Below are 18,190 nucleotides of genomic sequence, written 5' to 3' on the forward strand. Positions count from 1 at the left end.
TTCGCCGGATGTTGGGGAGGTCTATCGAGTTAAAAAAGATTGTTTAACAAATGCTAGTATTGAGAGATTATGTTTCAGCGTGATTGATCTGCTATGAGCAAAGCCTGCCCGATAGGGGTTTTGCGAAGAAGTTAGGCAAGATAAAAAAAACTCTATTGAGCGAGGACTGCTTCGGAAGAAGTTGCGATCGCGCGCCATCTAAATTTTATATAAAGAAGAAGCGATCGAGAGCTAAAACTTATGGCCGACAGCAGCAGAAAAAAAGCACTTTTTATTTTGAGCCAGTTAAATAATGACGATATCAACTGGATCGTCCATAAAGGTAAAAAAGAAGTTCTAGAGCCGGGCGGGATTTTGATCCATGAAGGGAGGCAGATAGATGCGCTCTACATTGTTTTGAATGGGAGTTTGAGCGTTTTAATCGAGGCTGAGCGGACTAGAGAAATCGCTAAAATAGCCAGCGGAGAACTGGTGGGAGAAGTCTCTTTCATTGATGCTCGCCCTCCTTTAGCAACGGTGAAGGCGATCGAAGAAACTCACTTGCTGGCAATTCCTAGGCGGCAGTTAGTAATCAAACTTCAAAACGATATGGGCTTTGCTTCCCGGTTTTATTATGGAATTTCACTGTGTCTGGCAGACAGGATGCGCGGTACGATCCGACATATAGAATATGGTCGCAATATTGAACTAGATCAACCAGAATTTGAACGCGAGGATATCAATCCTAACGTTCTGGAAAATTTGGCGCTAGCTGAGGCTAAGTTTAATTGGCTGAGGGAAAATGTTAAAGCTTGAGGAATTTTAAGGCGTTTTTGAGCTGGGTGTGAAAACTTGCCGATTGATACGGTAATTGAGAGATGTACGATGTAACTCACATCTTGCACCATTCTGAAGAACAGGCAAGATGCCTGTTCCACAAAAAAATTCATCTCTTGTGGAACAGGCATCTTGCCTGTTCCTAAACAAGTAATTGAGAATGGTGCAATATCTCAGATGTAACTCACATCTTGCACCATTCTCAAGAACAGGCAAGATGCCTGTTCCACAAACAATGAGTTTTATTGTGAGGAGTAGGGGTCGGGCACGAGACCCAGCCCAAAAAAGGATTATTGATATTGGTGCAAGATGTAAGATGTAACCTCTTAACTCAAAAAACAGATGTGGAAAAGAAAATAGGGGCGGGTGATACCGGAAATATCGATCGATAATTGCCGGAACTATAAAAACCCGCCCCTGTGCTTTGCAGTAGTTGCAACCTCGCGCGCTGAAACGCAACTACCCAGCACACAATCTAGATAATGCCCGGCCCTTTGCCACGGGTGTCTGCATCCATTGTCAGTTTTCCTTCCTCGCCTTTTTTATCTTTGATTTCTGCGAGAATTTGAGCGCGTTCTGCGGCTTCGGCTTCTTCTTTTGCTCTCAAATCGCCCGGTTCGTTGATGTACATTTCCGGTTCGATCGCGTAATTGTTAACTAGACCTTCTTGGTCTACTGTATAACCATCTGTAGTGTGAATGCTTTCGTCATCGGTTTGGTCATCAGTTTTTGCACTTTTCTGCTTCCCTTCGGTGGTATGGTGCATGAAGTTAGCGCCTTCGCGTTCTTGCCGCGCTGCTGTCTCCGCAGGAGTAATGCCCCTGTCGTAGTGGGGGGCTTCCATATTGGCTTCGATTTGTTCGTCGGCCGGTGTTGATTTGCTAACTTCTTTTTTGGGCGGTATTGGTTGGCGATTAGTCATGATTTATTCCTGAGTTATCTTTTCAAAAAGGTCTTTGGCTTATGTTTAAATATTAATCCAAAGCTAGCTCATTCACAAACTATCTTTGGTTATAGTTTGCGAAAAATTGCTGTTAGGGAAAATACCTTTATTGCGTCTTCCTGAAGACTGACTAAATTCTGTTTTTATTAAAATTTTAACTATTTGCAACTATTTGGCATCTATCTAAAGATAGGGAATTTGCAATTGGGCATCGGGCATCGGGGATTGGTAACTAATGACAACAGTCAACAGTCAACAGACAACTGTCAACTGTCAACTATCAACTGACTTTACGATTCTTTAAAGAAGCGGATGATTTCGCGGACGTGGTTGAGAAATTGTCCGTCATCGGTGAGTTGGGCGATCGCACTTTCTGCATCTCTTCTCAGTTTAGTGTGCTCTGCCTGATTGGTCGCTTGCAAAGATTGTAGAGATGCGGATACAGTAGTTAATTCTCTTCTGATAGCTTCCCGTTCCCGATTTTGGACAGCCACCCACGAATTCGGATTGTCTGAACTTATTTGATTGGCCAAATCTTTAACTGTCGATTCTAACTTTGCAAAGCGGCTGCGGAGTTCGACAATATCTTCGCGGGGGTGCAAAAATTGGCGGCGGATACTTGTCAGCCGTTGGGCTAAATACTGATAACCTCGGATAGCTGGACGCAGTACAGTTAACAGCAGTGCAGCAGCGGAACTGAGATAGCCAATAGCACTAATTCCGGCGGCGGCTAGGGCGTAAAGTGCGATCGCGCTAAACAGGTGAAGTGCGATCGCCACAAAGAGCGATCGGCTAACTAATACAGTAACGTATTTGACTTGTTCCTGATCGACAGCAATGTTTTTTTTAGTCGATTCTGCGGCTTGCGCTAAAACTTCTTTAGCTTCAAAATGGATATTCCAGGGAACTGTAACTATCAGCAACAGCCATTCAAAAATAGCAATGGCAATTACCCAATCAATAAAACTGCCGGCCGAGACGTGCAGCCATTGCAGAATGGCAAAAACTAGCAGTAAAAATATGCCTGTGGCGGCACCAAAACCTGCGAAAGTGTAATACATAGCGATGCCTTGGTGGAATGTTGTTTTGATTGTGGGTAGGTGTTTTAGGTCTGGAGTAATAAACTGTGACAGTTAAGTGAGCGTCCTATTAATCCCGGTTTATTAGTTATGAGTAACAATGCAGGGCAAGAGTGGCGAAAAACCTGTTTTTTTCCACAAATACTTGCTCTACCTCAATCGTAGAATGTTGTTTTGATTGTGGGTATGTTGTTTAGGTGTGGAGGAATAAGCTGTGACAGTTAAGAAATCGTCCTATTGAACCCAGTTTATTAGTGATTAGTAATACTCTGGGACACAAGGGTTTCCAAACGCCGGGTTTTTTTAAGAAAAATACACGGGCTTTAACCCATCAATAATAGTTAAATGAAACGGTTGGTTTGTGAGGAGTGCATAAGTTATAAATAATGAATCATTGGCGATTAGTGAGCGGGATGAAGTCACCGTCTCCCCAACTCATACCATTAGAAAGTTGAAATTTAGCAATTCTAAATGAGTCACCAAAATTTATCTTAATTAATACCAACTTCATCAGAATTGGGGAAGCCCAATGTGTTTGCAATTGATTTAGGATTTCTATTTAAGATTTGAGATTAGGAATAACTGATTATGTTTGGCTGTGCAGCTTGTCTACAGTGGCATTTTTTTGAGAAGTGGTATCACTCACGGCGTTACGCATGGGGAGGAACGCAGCAATCTGGAAACCATCCCCTCTCTCAACTTTTATTTTTCAGATCTGCTAAATCACCTGTGGCTGAGTTGACACTCCCCAGCCTAAAGGCGTGGGGATTCTTAATTCATCGACTGACCTTTAAGCACCATGTCCTTGCGGCAGTCCTTAAACCTTTCAACCGTACAATAGTACAAATTGACGAGTCTAATTCACTGTTACCCCAGAGGGTCTATCTCCAAAAGCGTACTAGGATACAAGCAAGCGAGTTTGGGTATGCCCTACCCTACTTAACAAATCAAGAAATTGTTTGTTTTTACTGGTTTAAGGATGCGTTGATCCTTTAGCTGTTTTAAGAGTTTTCGCCGCTCTGCGTCCCCCGGTTTATACCTAAAAGTGTGTCTTAACTGTTTCACGATGGTAAAGGAGTTTAACCTTGACGATTTTAGTATACTACCAATACCAGCAATTCCTGATTTTTAGGAATGGATTTAAGAAATTAAAGCCGCCCTAGAAGGCGATGTACTGAGCGTAGCCGAAGTGACGGGGTTTTAAACCCAATTTCCTGATAAACTGATTTGGAAGTAGAGCGCGCGTTTTGCAAGTTTCCTCTGTGTAACCGAGACAGTGCTACTGCAACCTGCCCTCAGCCACAGCAAAATAGGTGCCTAAATTAACTCTACATTCTCCGATTTCCATTAACAGGGCGTCTAAAATCTAAAATCAAAAGTGAGCAGCAAGGACAAACCAATGGCGAACTCAACTCTTGGCCTAGAACATCAACTTTACGATTATCTGTTATCTATTTCTCTGCGGGAGCCAGATATTCTGGCTTCACTACGGGAAGAAACTGCTAAGCATCCTATGGGGATGATGCAGATTGCTCCCGAACAAGGTCAGTTTATGGAGCTCATGGTGCAGCTTATGGGAGCCACCAAAACCTTAGAAATTGGCGTTTTTACTGGTTATAGTGCGCTGTGCGTAGCTTTAGCACTGCCTCCTAACGGTCAAATTATTGCCTGCGATGTCAGCGAGGAATATACTGCGATCGCACGACGCTATTGGGAAGCTGCGGGCGTTGCTAATAAGATTTCTTTGCAGTTGGGCCCAGCAATAAATACTCTCGACAAACTAATAGCCGAGGGACAAGCTGGAACGTTTGATTTTGCCTTCATCGACGCCGATAAAGAAAATTATGAGGCTTATTTTGAGAGATCGCTGCAACTTGTACGCAATGGCGGTTTAATTGTAATTGACAATGTTCTGTGGTCTGGACGAGTTGCCGATCCTCAAGTACAAGACGAAAGCACCCTCGCCATTCGTACTTTTAACGACAAATTGCGTAACGATCCCAGAGTTACTCTCAGTGTTGTCCCCATTGCTGACGGACTGACTTTGGCCCTAAAACGCCGTTGGGCTACTCTGATGGAACCTGAACAGCATAATTAAAGAGTTATTTGCGGTTTGTGGTGGATTTTTAAGGGACTCATACCAAAGCTATGAAGAAACCGGATTGCTTAGGATAAAACGGATAATTTTTTTTCATAAACCCCGTTTATAGGTTCAGGACTGTTTTTATTTGCTGCAAACCGCGAAGAAATAACAATTTAAGAATATTATATCTAAACAACGTAATTAATTGATTTGAGGCGTAACTTCGGGTGTCTAATTTACAACTAAAATTACCAATTCACGAAACTTTTCAGTGTACTGTTCAAGGCGAAGGTTACTGGACGGGGACTTTAGTTGATTTTATCAGATTGGCCGGTTGCCCTGTGCGGTGTCCTTGGTGTGACACAGGCTACGAAAATGGGGGCAAAGGTTTGCCGTCTGTACCGCAGTCGATCGCCCAATTGCTCGCTCAATTGCAGTCTCCGAGGGTGGTCATTACTGGTGGCGAACCTTTTATACACGGCGATTTGCCGGAGTTAGTTGAAGCTTTGTTAGAAGCTGACAAGCAGGTGAGTATTGAAACTTCGGGTGCTTACTGGCAGGATGTTTCCCCGCAGGCTTGGATTACTCTTTCTCCTAAAGAACACGTCAATCCTAAATATCCGGTGCAAGAGCTTTTGTGGACTAGAGCTAATGAAATTAAGTTGGTGGTTAGCACGGGCGAAGAAGTTGAATTTTATCACAAGCATTTGGAAAAGAATGTGAATATTCCGGTTTTCTTGCAGCCAGAATGGAACTCAAAAACTTCAGCGATTCCAATTATTTTGGGATTGCTAAAACAAAATCCTAGTTACAGGCTATCTTTGCAAACTCACAAATTTATTGGTGTGCAATAAATTGATAATTTAGCCAGAGCTATTCGTCAGGTGGGCGGTGTAAAGTGGGGAGTGCATCGTCCTACAGTCTGTGGAACTATGTGCTAAAATTGAAGCAGCAATTTATGATAATTTGAACGTAATGGAAACAACTACGGAAACTCCAATGGGAAAAGTTATCACAACCCTAGTAATTACGAATCGGATTGATGAAGCTAAAGCAGAAGATGGTCTGATTCCAATGGAGCAAGTCAGGTCTGTTACTCTAGAAAATGTTTTGGTGGATACGGGCGCGACAACTTTGTGTTTGCCTAAAGATGTCATCGCCAGACTGGGTTTGAAAATTCTCAAGCAAGTGGTTGTGGAAACAGCCACGGGCATTAGTGAGGCGAGGATTTTTCGGGATGCTTCGATTTCTCTGTGCGGCCGCGAAGGGACTTTTGAGTGTTTGGAATTGCCAGAGGGAAAAACTCCACTTTTAGGGGTGATTCCGATGGAAGCGCTGGGAATTGAAGTCGATTTGAAAAATCAAAGATTGAAGGTTTTGCCCGACGGGCCGACGGAAACTTATTTGACAATTCTTTGATATTCTTGAGTTTGGATGCCAGCTATTCCAAAGGCAGCGCTAAGATGGTTAAGCACTGTTTTGCACTACTCTCATGTCCCAACGCGCCGAAACCTCAAACAGCCAGCCAAGTGCATCCCGCAACGGGCATAATTTGACGAATTCTCACTCTAACAACCAAAATACGATTCGGGTTCGCGGTGCGAGACAGCACAACCTGAAAAATATCGATCTGGAACTGCCGCGCGATCGCCTGATCGTTTTTACTGGCGTCTCCGGTTCTGGTAAGTCTTCCCTCGCTTTCGATACAATTTTTGCCGAGGGACAGCGCCGCTACGTCGAGTCTCTCAGCGCCTACGCGCGCCAGTTTTTGGGACAGTTGGACAAACCGGATGTGGACGCGATCGAGGGCTTGAGTCCGGCTATTTCGATCGACCAAAAGTCAACTTCTCATAACCCGCGATCGACTGTTGGCACTGTTACAGAAATTTATGATTATCTCAGATTACTCTACGGCAGAGCCGGTGAACCGCACTGTCCGATTTGCGATCGCTGCATTGCGCCGCAGACAATTGATGAAATGTGCGATCGAGTCATGGCACTTCCCGACGGCACTCGCTTTCATCTTCTGGCACCAGTTGTGCGCGGAAAAAAAGGCACTCACCGCAAATTATTGTCGAGTTTAGCTGCGGAAGGATTTATTCGCGTCAAAGTTAACGGAGAAATTTTAGAACTTTCGGAAAATATCGAATTAGATAAAAATCTAACGCACAATATCGAGATAGTTGTCGATCGGTTAATTAAAAAACCCGGTTTAGAAGAACGTTTAGTTGATTCTCTGGCAACTTGTTTGCGCCATTCAGAGGGAATTGCGATCGTTGAAGAGTTACCGAGTGATGAAAATTCCCAACCGCAGGGGCCGATCGTATTTTCCGAAAACTTTGCTTGTCCCGAACACGGCGCGGTAATGGAGGAACTTTCACCCAGGTTATTTTCGTTTAATTCGCCCTACGGCGCGTGCCAAAACTGCCACGGTTTGGGGAGTTTGCGGACTTTTGCGCCGGAGTTGGTAGTTCCCGACGAGAAAGCGCCTCTTTATTGTGCGATCGCGCCTTGGTCTGACAAAGATAATTCTTATTATCTTTCTTTGCTGTGCAGTATTGCTGATACTTGCGGGTTTGATATCGACACTCCTTGGTATCGATTAAAGCCCGAACACCAGCGCGTGATTTTGTACGGCAATGAACAAAAGCGCACCGCAGAAGGTAAAAAGCGCGACGGCAACACCACCGATTTTAGGAGAGATTTTAATGGCGTAATTTCCATGTTGCAGCGCCAGTACGACGATACTGGTTCTGATTTGATCAAGCAGAAGTTGGAACAGTATCGGGTCGATCGCTCTTGCGAGGTTTGTCACGGCAAACGCTTGAAACCCGAGGCGCTTTCGGTGCGGTTGGGACAGTACGGAATTGTGGATTTAACCAGTATTTCGATCCGCGAATGCCGCGAACGAGTCAATAATTTGGGATTGAGCGATCGGCAATTCCAAATATCCGATTTAGCCCTGAGAGAAATCAAAGCAAGGCTGCAATTTTTGCTTGATGTCGGGTTAGATTACTTGACTTTAGACCGCGCCGCAATGACACTTTCTGGCGGAGAAGCCCAGCGAATTCGGCTGGCGACTCAAATCGGTTCTGGTTTGACAGGAGTGCTCTACGTTTTGGACGAACCGAGCATCGGACTGCACCAAAGAGACAACTTTCGCCTGCTGCAAACCTTAACAAAATTGCGCGATTTAGGCAATACTTTGATTGTCGTAGAACACGATGAAGAAACGATGCGAGCGGCCGATCACATTGTCGATATCGGGCCCGGTGCTGGCGTTCACGGTGGCAAAATTATCTCGCAAGGAAGCTTAGAAAATTTGCTGGCGGCAGAGGAATCTTTGACTGGTGCTTATTTGTCGGGAAAGCGAGTAATTGAAACCCCTAATGAAAGAAGAAAAGGCAACGGCAAAGCTCTCTCAATCATCAATGCGACGCGCAACAATTTAAAAAATATCGATGTGGAAATTCCCCTCGGAAAACTCGTCTGCGTGACGGGGGTTTCCGGTTCGGGAAAATCAACTTTAATCAATGAATTGTTGTACCCGTCGCTGCAACACTATATCACCAAAAAAGTGCCTTTACCACCCGATATGGACGCCCTAAAAACTAAAGGGGAACGCTCTCTCGATGATGTGGTTGATAAGGTAATTGTCATCGATCAATCTCCCATCGGTCGTACTCCGCGCTCTAATCCCGCTACTTACACGGGAGTCTTTGATGTGATTCGGGATTTGTTTGCCGAAAGCATTGAAGCGAAGGCAAGAGGTTACAAAGCGGGGCAGTTTTCTTTTAACGTGAAAGGGGGAAGGTGCGAAGCTTGCGGCGGCCAAGGCGTGAACGTGATTTCGATGAATTTCCTGCCGGATGTTTACGTGCAGTGTGAGGTTTGCAAGGGTGCGCGCTACAACCGGGAAACGCTGCAAGTGAAGTACAAAGGCAAGTCGATTTCTGATGTTTTGAACATGACCGTGGAGGAATCTTTGGAGATGTTTAAAAATATTCCCAGGGCGGGCGTCAGACTGCAAACTTTGGTTGATGTTGGTTTGGGTTATATTCAGTTGGGACAGCCGGCGCCGACGCTTTCTGGAGGCGAAGCGCAGCGGGTAAAATTGGCAACGGAACTGTCGCGCCGCGCTACTGGGAAGACGCTTTATTTGATAGATGAACCGACGACTGGTTTGTCGTTTTATGATGTTCACCATTTGTTAAATGTGCTGCAAAGATTGGTGGATAAGGGTAATTCAATTTTGGTAATCGAACACAATTTAGATGTGATTCGGTGCTGCGATTGGGCGATCGATTTGGGGCCTGAAGGGGGAGATAAGGGCGGCGAAATTATTGTGGCGGGGACGCCGGAGGATGTGGCGGCAAATCAGAGGTCTTATACTGGGAAGTATTTGAAAGCTGTTTTAGAGCAGCATCCTTTGGGGGAGGCTGTAGCTGTTAGTTAATTCTCACTACAGCACCTAACCTTCGATGAAGGGAAATGCTGATGGGGAGTAAGAAAGATGTAGGCGATCGCCCTCCACCCCAAAACGCTGCGATCGCAACCCCCATAATCGAAAATCAAGGTAAAATCCAAAATTGCGTTATGAGGTGATAATGGAACCTCTGAGCTACCGCCCCTGAGCTACCTATGGTCGAAGTATGAATGCAGTCGAAATCGAAGAAGCAGTTTCCAGGCTGGCTGAAGCGCCCTTTGACTCGGAAGAGTTCCCCTTTGCCTTCCTCGAAGCCTTTGGTAACAAGCCGACGACTCTCAAGCGGCTCAAAAGCAAAAGCGGTGGCTCAAACCAATCGGATCTCGGTGGCGTGCTCCAGCGTAACAATATTCATGTGAAGGTTTGCCCGGAAGGCGAGGTGACAAACACCCTCACGGCGTTGCGGGATAGTGCGGCGACGGCTCGGTATAAGGTTAAGTTTATCCTGGCCACCGATGGCAAAAGTTTTGAGGCGGAAAACCTCGCTGATGGGGAGATAGTCGCTTGCGATTACCCGGACTTTCACAACCATTTCGGTTTTTTCCTGCCCTTGGCGGGCATTACGACAGTCAAGCAGATCCGGGAGAATGCCTTTGATATCAAGGCTACGGGGCGCCTCAACCGCCTGTATGTCGAGCTGCTGAAGGAGAACCCGGAGTGGGACAAGGCCGATCGCCGGGAAGCGTTAAATCACTTCATGGCGCGACTAATCTTCTGTTTCTTTGCGGAGGATACGAATATCTTTCACAGCAATGCCCTCTTCACTGCCACCATCGAACAAATGAGTGCGAGTGATTCGTCGAATACGCACGAGGTGCTGTCGGAGATGTTTCGGGCGATGTGTACGCCGCTTAAGGATCGGGAGGCGGCGAAGATTCGCAATTGGGCAGATAGATTCCCCTATGTGAATGGAGGGCTGTTTTCGGGTGGGGTGGCGGTGCCGCGTTTTAGCAAGATTGCCCGATCGTACTTACTTCATGTTGGCAATCTGGACTGGACAAAGATTAATCCCGATATTTTCGGCTCGATGATTCAGGCGGTGGCGGATGATGAAGAGCGGGGTGCGTTGGGGATGCACTATACGAGTGTGCCGAATATCCTGAAGGTGTTGAATCCGCTGTTTTTGGATGATTTGCGGGAGCAATTGGAGGCAGCGGGGGATAACGCCCGTAAGTTGCTGAATTTGCGGCAACGGATAGCGCGAATTCGGGTTTTCGATCCGGCTTGTGGATCGGGGAATTTTCTGGTGATTGCGTATAAGAAGATGAGGGAAATTGAGGCGGAGATTAATCGTCTTCGGGGTGAGGGCGATCGCAAGTCTGAGATTCCGCTGACGAATTTTCGGGGAATTGAATTGCGTCACTTTTCCTGTGAGATTGCGCGGTTGGCGTTGATTATTGCGGAGTATCAATGTGATGTGTTGTATCGGGGGCCGAAGTTGGCGCTGGCGGAGTTTTTGCCACTGAAGGATGATAACTGGATTACCTGTGGGAATGCGTTGCGGTTGGATTGGTTGAGTCTTTGTCCGCCGACGGGGACGGGGGTGAAGGTGCAGCGCGAGGATTTGGATTTGTTTGGCGAGATGCGGGAAGTGGCGGAGATTGATTTTGAGAATGAGGGCGGAGAAACCTATATTTGTGGGAATCCACCTTATTTGGGTTCTACTTGGCAATCGAAAGAGCAGAAGGATGATCTAAAGCTTGTTTTCGATGGACGTACCAAGTTGTGGAAGTCACTTGATTATGTGTCTGGCTGGTTTATGAAAGCAGCGGATTATGGGATGCAAACGACATCTGCTGCTGCTTTTGTATCCACAAATTCGATTTGTCAGGGCCAACAAGTTCCGACTCTATGGCCGCTAATTTTTGAAACAGGACACGAGATTGCTTTCGCTCACACATCTTTCAAGTGGGCGAATCTGGCGAGTCATAACGCTGGGGTAACTGTAGTTATTGTTGGGATTTCCAATCACGTTGATAAAGTTCGATATTTGATTTCCGTTGAGAATAACGGTGAGACGATCGCGAAGGAAGCTGAAAACATTAATGCTTATTTGGTAGCTGCGTCAAACGTATTTGTTGAATCGAGACGAGAACCAATTTCCCTTGTGGAGAAAATGACTTATGGGAACAAACCGGTTGATGGCGGATATCTTTTTGTGCTCCGAGATGACATACCTGTAGAAGATGCTGAGGCGATTTCCCGATACTTGCGACCCATTGCAGGTAGTCATGACTATATCAATGGAACATCTCGTCACTGCCTTTGGATCAGAGATGTGGATATTGGCGCAGCAAAGTCTATTCCGTTTATTGCTGATAGAGTACAGAAAAATAGAGCTAATCGTCTTGCAAGTTGTGATGAGAGTGCAAGAAAGCTAGCAGAACGTGCACATCAATTTCGTGATATAGAAGAAGCTAGGATATGGAGCTTCATCGTACCTAGGCATTCCTCAGAAAACCGCTCATTTCTGCCAGTAGGTATTCTTGACTCTTCATTTATTATTAACGATAGTGCCTTCGCCCTTTACGATGCCCCCCTCTGGAACATGGCGCTGATCGCCTCCCGCCTGCACCTAGTCTGGATCGCCACCGTCTGCGGCAAGCTAAAAACAGACTTTCGCTACTCCAACACCCTCGGCTGGAACACCTTCCCCGTCCCCACCCTCACCGACCAAAACAAAGCCGACCTCACCCGCTGCGCCGAAGATATCCTGCTAGCGCGAGAGCACTATTTCCCAGCCACGATCGCCGAAATGTACGATCGCGATCGTATGGATACCGAATTTCCTTTGGTTAGGGAAGCGCACGATCGTAACGACGAAATCCTGGAACGAATCTACATTGGTCGCCGCTTCAAAAACGACACCGAACGCCTCGAAAAACTGTTTGAATTGTACACAAAAATGACCAGTCAACCAGCACTGCCAAAAAAGTCCGCCAAACGTAAAACCAAAGGAGAAAAATGATGATGGCAAAAGATTTAACTTCATCGCCACTCGATCGCCAAAATATCCTCAACAATCGCTATGCCCTAGAAAAAATAGAAGAATACTTAGGATTAGGAGGCACTTACTATGATGAAGAACTGCTATTTACCAAACAACAACTGATTGAAATTTTCGGTATCAGCGAAAGTACAATTGAAAAGTATCTATCCAGTCACAACCATGAGCTGAAGACTAATGGCTATAGGGTGCTACGAGGCCAGAAACTTCGAGAGTTCAAGACTTTGATGGATGCTACCGTAACTGATTACGGTACCAAAACCACAGTCCTAGGGGTTTTCACCTTCCGGGCGACTCTAAATCTAGCAATGGTGCTAGTGGAGAGCGATCGAGCCCGTGCAATTCGATCGCGCATCTTAGATATCGTCATTGACGTAATGGCAGAACGGGCAGGCGGACATACCAAATACATTAACCAGAGAGATAACAATTACTTACCAGCAGTCTATCAAGAATTTAGCTATCGTAAAACCTTTACCGATGCCCTTGATAATTACCTCGACATGGGTAAATTTAAGTATGGCATTTACACCAACAAAGTGTATCAGATTGTTTTCCGAGAGAAAGCCGAAGAATATAAGCAGATATTAAGCCTGGGTAAAAACGATTGTCCCCGTGATACCATGTATGCCGAAGTTCTGATCGCCATTGCCAGTCTAGAGAATGGTTTGGCAGCAGAATTGAAAGCCGAGTCAGAAAAGGTGGGACGAAAGCTGAAACAGAAAGAGGTTGATTCGCTATTTGAATCGGCAGAGGAAAACCCCTACCTAAAACCCATTATTGAAGATGCCCGCATCAAAATGGCCAGTCGCGATCTAGGGTTTCGGGATGCTCTGCATCAACAATTAGAAGCGTATATCCAAAGTGTTCCAGAGAGCGACTTTGATAAATTTTTAGGAGAAACCAGCCGTTCTTTAGAAGAGCAACTTTCCGATCCGGCTCTTTTGGCTGTATTTAAGCGATTGAAGGATCGGTAAGTTATGGCAGCAAATTTCTTTTACTTTGACATTCATTATGCGATCGAGCTGCATGATTGGATTATCGAAAAATCAGGGGGCTTTCCGGGGTCTAATAATCCGAGTCTACTAGAGAGTGCATTAGAACATATTCAAAACGATCTCTATTATCCTGAGATTCACCACAAATTAACTCACCTAGTTTTTGCTGTCAACAAGTTTCATGCTTTTAATGATGGAAATAAACGCTCTAGTATTGCATTGGGAGCTTATTTTCTAAAGCTCAATGGTTACGATTTTGTGGTAATAAAGTTTGTCCTAGAAATGGAAAATATCGCCGTCTGGATAGCAGAAGGAAAAATTTCTAAAGAGTTTTTATGTGAACTGATTGAGTCTCTTATTTTCGAGGAAGATTTCAGTGAAGAACTTAAGTTTAAGTTGGCGCTTGCTGTCATGGGCGATATTGATTCTAATGGTTAGCTTAGCTAGAGCAGAGTCGTTACCTCCCTTTTTGGGCGTAAAAGTGCTTAAATGCAAATCCACATGACGAAGCTCCAAAGCTCAAAACCCTGATAAATCAAGGATTTAAGTGCTTAAAAGCAAATGGGAGTCACCCTGAAACCATGCCCCCCAACCTCCGCGCAGACCACGCTACCCCAAAGAAGTCGCTGCTCGATCGCATCTACATCGATCGCCACTTCAAAACGACACCGAACGCCTCGAAAATCTCTTCGAGCCATACACCAAAATGACCCCCAGCAAACGCCCCCCGAAAAAGCCTGCTAAAGGTAAAACTAAGCCCTAGACCCTTCAGCCATAATAAAAGTAAAAATTCATCCATCCCCAAAAAATCATGACAGCCGCCGAAAAACTCTACCAGCTTATCCAAACTCTCCCAGAAAGCCAAATCAACGAAGTCCTCAACTTCGCCGAATTCCTCCACCAAAAAAAACTCTCCCCCCGTCAAACTATCCCCCCCGGCACTCTCACCGGACTCCGGGGCATCGCCAAACGTCCCGGTTCAGCCCCAAACGAGGATGACATACAAGCAGAATATACCGACTATCTCACCCAAAAATACCAGTAAGCCATCCCGTGAAAATTCTCATTGATACCAACATTGTCCTAGACCTAATCCTGGAACGGGAACCCTTTGTCGAAACCGCGATCGCCCTCTTCGAGCAAATTGAACGGGGCAACTTAGAAGGCTATATCGCCGCAACCACCATCACCAATATTTTCTACATCATCCGTAAAACCGAAGGTCGTGAAGTCGCCCTTGCTGCCATTCATCGGCTACTAACTGGACTCCGATTTTGTGCTGTCGATCGCCAGACCGTCGAAACTGCTCTCAGCCTTGGTCTGAAAGACTTTGAAGACAGCATCCAACTCGCCTGCGCGACCCTCAATCGACTTGATGGAATCGTCACCCGCGATCGGAAAGACTTCATTGGTAGCAACCTCCCCATTTATTCCCCCACAGAACTCTTAAACCAGCTCTAGCAGAAAAATATCTAAAAAAATTCCGATGAGCAAACCGATCGCGATTCCCTCAGTTTCCGTCACCTACGCCCAGGATGGCACCTCCACCCGCCCCAACGCCCTCGGTATGCGCCCGATGCAAGAACGCGCCTACCAAAAGCGCGGCGAACAATATCTCCTAATAAAATCGCCCCCCGCCTCCGGCAAAAGTCGCGCACTGATGTTCATCGCCCTGGACAAACTAGAGAACCAAAACCTCAAACAAGCTATCATCGTCGTGCCAGAAAAGGCGATCGGCTCCAGCTTCCACGATGAGCCGCTGAGTCAGTTTGGCTTTTGGGCCGATTGGCAAGTTGAGCCGAAGTGGAATCTCTGCGACGCACCGGGAAACGACGGCGGCAAAGTGGGCGCGGTGCAGAAGTTTCTAGCCAGCGGTGCCAAGATTCTGGTCTGCACTCACGCCACATTCCGCTTTGCCGTGGACAAATTCGGTATCGAAGTCTTAGACGATCGCCTCATCGCCATAGACGAATTTCACCATGTTTCGTCCAACCCAGACAACAAGCTGGGCGATCGTGTGCGCCAACTCATGGCCCGCGACAAAACCCACATCATAGCCATGACCGGCTCCTACTTTCGCGGCGATGCCGAAGCCGTCTTGCACCCCGAAGACGAATCCCGATTCGATACCGTCACCTACACCTACTACGAACAGCTCAACGGCTACCAATACCTGAAGCAACTCGACATCGGCTACTACTTCTACGCGGGTAGCTACACCGACGAAATCGTGCAGGTGCTAAACCCCAAAGAGAAAACCATCCTGCACATTCCCAACGTCAACTCCCGCGAAAGCACCAAGGACAAGATCCGCGAGGTGGAGCACATCATCGAGGAACTGGGCGAATGGCAAGGCACCGATCCCAAGACGGGATTTCAACTCGTCAAAACCGCCGACGGCACGATCCTCAAGATTGCCGATCTCGTAGACGACGACCCCACCAAACGGGATAAAGTCGCCACCGCCCTAAAAGACCCCACCCAGAAGAACAATCGCGATCGTGTGGACATCATCATCGCCCTCGGCATGGCCAAAGAGGGTTTCGATTGGATCTGGTGCGAGCACGCCCTGACGATCGGCTACCGCTCCAGTTTGACCGAGATTATTCAGATTATCGGTCGCGCCACCCGCGATGCACCAGGGAAAACCCGCGCTCGGTTCACCAACCTGATTGCCGAGCCGGATGCCGCCGAATCTGCCGTCACCGAGGCGGTGAACGACACGCTCAAAGCCATTGCAGCCAGCCTACTGATGGAGCAAGTGCTCGCGCCGCGCTTCGAGTTCAAACCCAAGCGCCCCGACAATCAACCAACACCCGGTTTCGACTACGGGGAAGATGGTTACAATCCTGGCAAGTGCAACGTGGGCATCAATCCAGAGAGAGGCCTGATTCAAATGGAAATTAAGGGATTAGCCGAACCCAAGAGCCCGGAAGCCGAACGCATCTGCCGCGAAGACTTGACCGAACTGGTGACGGCATTTGTCCAAGATAAGCCAGCGATCGAGCGCGGCCTGTTTGATGAAGAATTGGTGCCGGAAGAACTAACCCAAGTTCGCATGGGCAAAATCGTCAAAGAGAAGTTCCCAAATCTAGAAGCGGAAGATCGAGAAGCCGTCCGCCAACACGCGATCGCCGCCCTCACCCTCGTCCAACAAGCTAAAAAAACCATGAACGAAAGTGGTGGGCAGTACGCCACAAATCCTGGTGGTGGGGAAGCAGCGAAAAACACCTCACTCCTCGATGGGGTGAGGAAGTTCGCCCTATCGGTAACAGACCTCGATATGGATCTGATCGATCGCATCAATCCCTTTGGCGAAGCCTACGCCATTCTGGCTAAGTCCATGAGCGAAGAACGGCTGAAGCAGGTGGCGGAAGTCATTGCGGCTAAGCGAGTAACCCTTAGCGTGGAAGAAGCGCGGGAATTAGCCAAACGGGCGCTGCGGTTCAAGCAAGAAAAGGGCAGGTTGCCCTCTCTCACAGCAGTCGATCCCTGGGAAAAACGGATGGCAGAAGGAGTTGCCTTCCTGCAACGCAAAGTAAAGGAGGAAACTAATGCCTAAGTACACCACCGATGATGATTTGGAATTGCTGGGTGAATTGGGCATGGACATGACCCCCGAACCCTCCGGCCAGCGTTCTGCCAGAGAAGAGCGGATCGTCGCAGGCTTTGAGGAGATCGAGCGGTTTGTGGAAGAATATGGCAGACTGCCCCAACATGGGGAAGATCGGGATATCTTCGAGCGGCTTTATGCAGTACGGCTCGATCGCCTGCGAGAATCGGAGGAATGTCGCGCAGTCTTGGAACCGCTAGACTCACGCGGACTTTTAGATGCTGAGACTGATGCCAGCCTGATCACAGTTCGCGATCTGACAGATGAAGCACTGCTGGCCTCCCTGGGAGTCGATGCAGCCTCAGAGAACGACGTTACCCAGCTTACTCATGTGCGATCGCGCAGCGAAATCAAAGCAGCGGAGGAAATCGCCCAACGTACTCCCTGCCAGGACTTTGATGAATTCAAACCCATCTTTGACAAAGTGCAACGGCAATTGCAGTCGGGCGAACGGCAAACCATCAAATACCAGGACTATGCGGCCGTAAAGGAAGGGGATTTGTTCATCCTTGATGGGCAGAAGGTGATGGTGGCCGATATGGGTGAGCCGTTTGTCAGCGACTATGGTCGATCGGACTGCCGGCTGAGGGTGGTTTATGACAATGCCACCGAGAGCGATTTGCTGTTGCGATCGCTCCAGCGTGCGTTAAATAAAGACAAGGCCAGCCGCCGCATCACCGACCCCGATTTCGGTCCCCTGTTTTCTGGCATTGAAGCAAAAGACGACTTAACAACTGGGTACATTTACGTGCTGAGAAGCCAATCCGATCATCCCTTCATTGCTGAGCATCGGTCTGTCATTCACAAGATTGGTGTTACCAGAGGTGATGTAAAAAGCCGAATTGCCACCGCTAAGAAAGACTCGACTTATTTGTTCGCAGAAGTGGAAATCGTCGTAACATTCAAACTGTCAAAAATCAACCCCAAGAGACTTGAGACACTACTTCAAAAGGTTTTCAGCAGTGTTCGATTGGAGTTGGAATTGCCGGATCGCTTTGGCATACCCGTGAAACCGAGGGAGTGGTTCCTTGTTCCGCTAGAGGCGATTGAAGAGGCGATCGAAAAAATCAAGGAAGGAACCCTCGATCAATTCCGGTATGATCCGAAGACAGCAAGTCTTACTCGATCGTAATGCTATCTAAGGGGAATACGTCCAATTAGAACC

The 18,190-nt window shown here is 47.1% G+C and carries 15 protein-coding genes; 12 read left to right on the forward strand and 3 right to left on the reverse strand.

The window, feature by feature from the left end; all coding sequences use genetic code 11:
• Positions 1-240 precede the first annotated feature (240 nt).
• Positions 241-795, forward strand: coding sequence for a cyclic nucleotide-binding domain-containing protein (locus QT987_RS00105; RefSeq protein WP_333236200.1), 555 nt, complete (start codon positions 241-243; stop codon positions 793-795).
• Between the two features lie 496 nt (positions 796-1,291).
• Here QT987_RS00105 and QT987_RS00110 read toward each other — a convergent pair whose 3' ends face one another.
• Positions 1,292-1,738, reverse strand: coding sequence for a hypothetical protein (locus QT987_RS00110; RefSeq protein WP_333236202.1), 447 nt, complete (start codon positions 1,736-1,738; stop codon positions 1,292-1,294).
• A gap of 311 nt (positions 1,739-2,049) precedes the next feature.
• Complete coding sequence (locus QT987_RS00115; protein WP_333236204.1) at positions 2,050-2,820, reverse strand: hypothetical protein; 771 nt, start codon at positions 2,818-2,820, stop codon at positions 2,050-2,052.
• 1,417 nt (positions 2,821-4,237) lie between these two features.
• Here QT987_RS00115 and QT987_RS00120 point away from each other — a divergent pair.
• The 7 genes from QT987_RS00120 (at position 4,238) to QT987_RS00150 (ending at position 13,850) form a co-directional block, all read left to right on the forward strand.
• Entirely contained in the window at positions 4,238-4,936 is a 699-nt protein-coding gene (locus tag QT987_RS00120) for a class I SAM-dependent methyltransferase (protein WP_333236206.1), read from the forward strand.
• 212 nt (positions 4,937-5,148) lie between these two features.
• Entirely contained in the window at positions 5,149-5,775 is a 627-nt protein-coding gene (locus QT987_RS00125) for a 7-carboxy-7-deazaguanine synthase QueE (RefSeq protein ID WP_333236208.1), read from the forward strand.
• Positions 5,776-5,896: 121 nt separating this feature from the next.
• Positions 5,897-6,340 carry a retroviral-like aspartic protease family protein gene (locus QT987_RS00130; RefSeq protein ID WP_333236210.1) on the forward strand — a complete coding sequence of 148 codons (444 nt, stop codon included), beginning with the start codon at positions 5,897-5,899 and terminating at the stop codon, positions 6,338-6,340.
• 73 nt (positions 6,341-6,413) lie between these two features.
• Positions 6,414-9,377: an excinuclease ABC subunit UvrA gene (gene uvrA / locus QT987_RS00135; protein WP_333236212.1), complete on the forward strand. Its 2,964-nt coding sequence runs from the start codon at positions 6,414-6,416 to the stop codon at positions 9,375-9,377.
• Positions 9,378-9,573: 196 nt separating this feature from the next.
• Positions 9,574-12,375, forward strand: coding sequence for a DNA methyltransferase (locus QT987_RS00140; protein WP_333236214.1), 2,802 nt, complete (start codon positions 9,574-9,576; stop codon positions 12,373-12,375).
• Positions 12,372-13,391 carry a DNA-binding protein gene (locus QT987_RS00145; RefSeq protein ID WP_333236216.1) on the forward strand — a complete coding sequence of 340 codons (1,020 nt, stop codon included), beginning with the start codon at positions 12,372-12,374 and terminating at the stop codon, positions 13,389-13,391. Before QT987_RS00140 ends, QT987_RS00145 begins: the two co-directional genes overlap by 4 nt.
• Positions 13,392-13,394: 3 nt before the next feature.
• Positions 13,395-13,850: a type II toxin-antitoxin system death-on-curing family toxin gene (locus QT987_RS00150; protein WP_333236218.1), complete on the forward strand. Its 456-nt coding sequence runs from the start codon at positions 13,395-13,397 to the stop codon at positions 13,848-13,850.
• A gap of 113 nt (positions 13,851-13,963) precedes the next feature.
• Here QT987_RS00150 and QT987_RS00155 read toward each other — a convergent pair whose 3' ends face one another.
• Entirely contained in the window at positions 13,964-14,110 is a 147-nt protein-coding gene (locus QT987_RS00155; RefSeq protein WP_333236220.1) for a hypothetical protein, read from the reverse strand.
• A gap of 113 nt (positions 14,111-14,223) precedes the next feature.
• On the opposite strand from QT987_RS00155, the gene QT987_RS00160 reads away from it, so the two are divergent.
• The 4 genes from QT987_RS00160 to QT987_RS00175 are packed head-to-tail and all read left to right on the forward strand — an operon-like array spanning position 14,224 to position 18,157.
• Complete coding sequence (locus tag QT987_RS00160) at positions 14,224-14,457, forward strand: DUF2281 domain-containing protein (RefSeq protein WP_333236222.1); 234 nt, start codon at positions 14,224-14,226, stop codon at positions 14,455-14,457.
• An 8-nt stretch (positions 14,458-14,465) separates the two neighbouring features.
• Complete coding sequence (locus QT987_RS00165; protein ID WP_333236224.1) at positions 14,466-14,873, forward strand: PIN domain-containing protein; 408 nt, start codon at positions 14,466-14,468, stop codon at positions 14,871-14,873.
• Between the two features lie 25 nt (positions 14,874-14,898).
• A complete protein-coding gene (locus tag QT987_RS00170) occupies positions 14,899-16,974 on the forward strand; it encodes a DEAD/DEAH box helicase (RefSeq protein ID WP_333236226.1) in 2,076 nt (691 codons plus the stop codon).
• Positions 16,967-18,157, forward strand: coding sequence for a GIY-YIG nuclease family protein (locus QT987_RS00175; RefSeq protein WP_333236229.1), 1,191 nt, complete (start codon positions 16,967-16,969; stop codon positions 18,155-18,157). Before QT987_RS00170 ends, QT987_RS00175 begins: the two co-directional genes overlap by 8 nt.
• Positions 18,158-18,190: the final 33 nt, after the last annotated feature.

The sequence above is a fragment of the Microcoleus sp. SVA1B4 genome (genome assembly GCF_036700545.1).
GTDB lineage: Bacteria > Cyanobacteriota > Cyanobacteriia > Cyanobacteriales > Microcoleaceae > Microcoleus.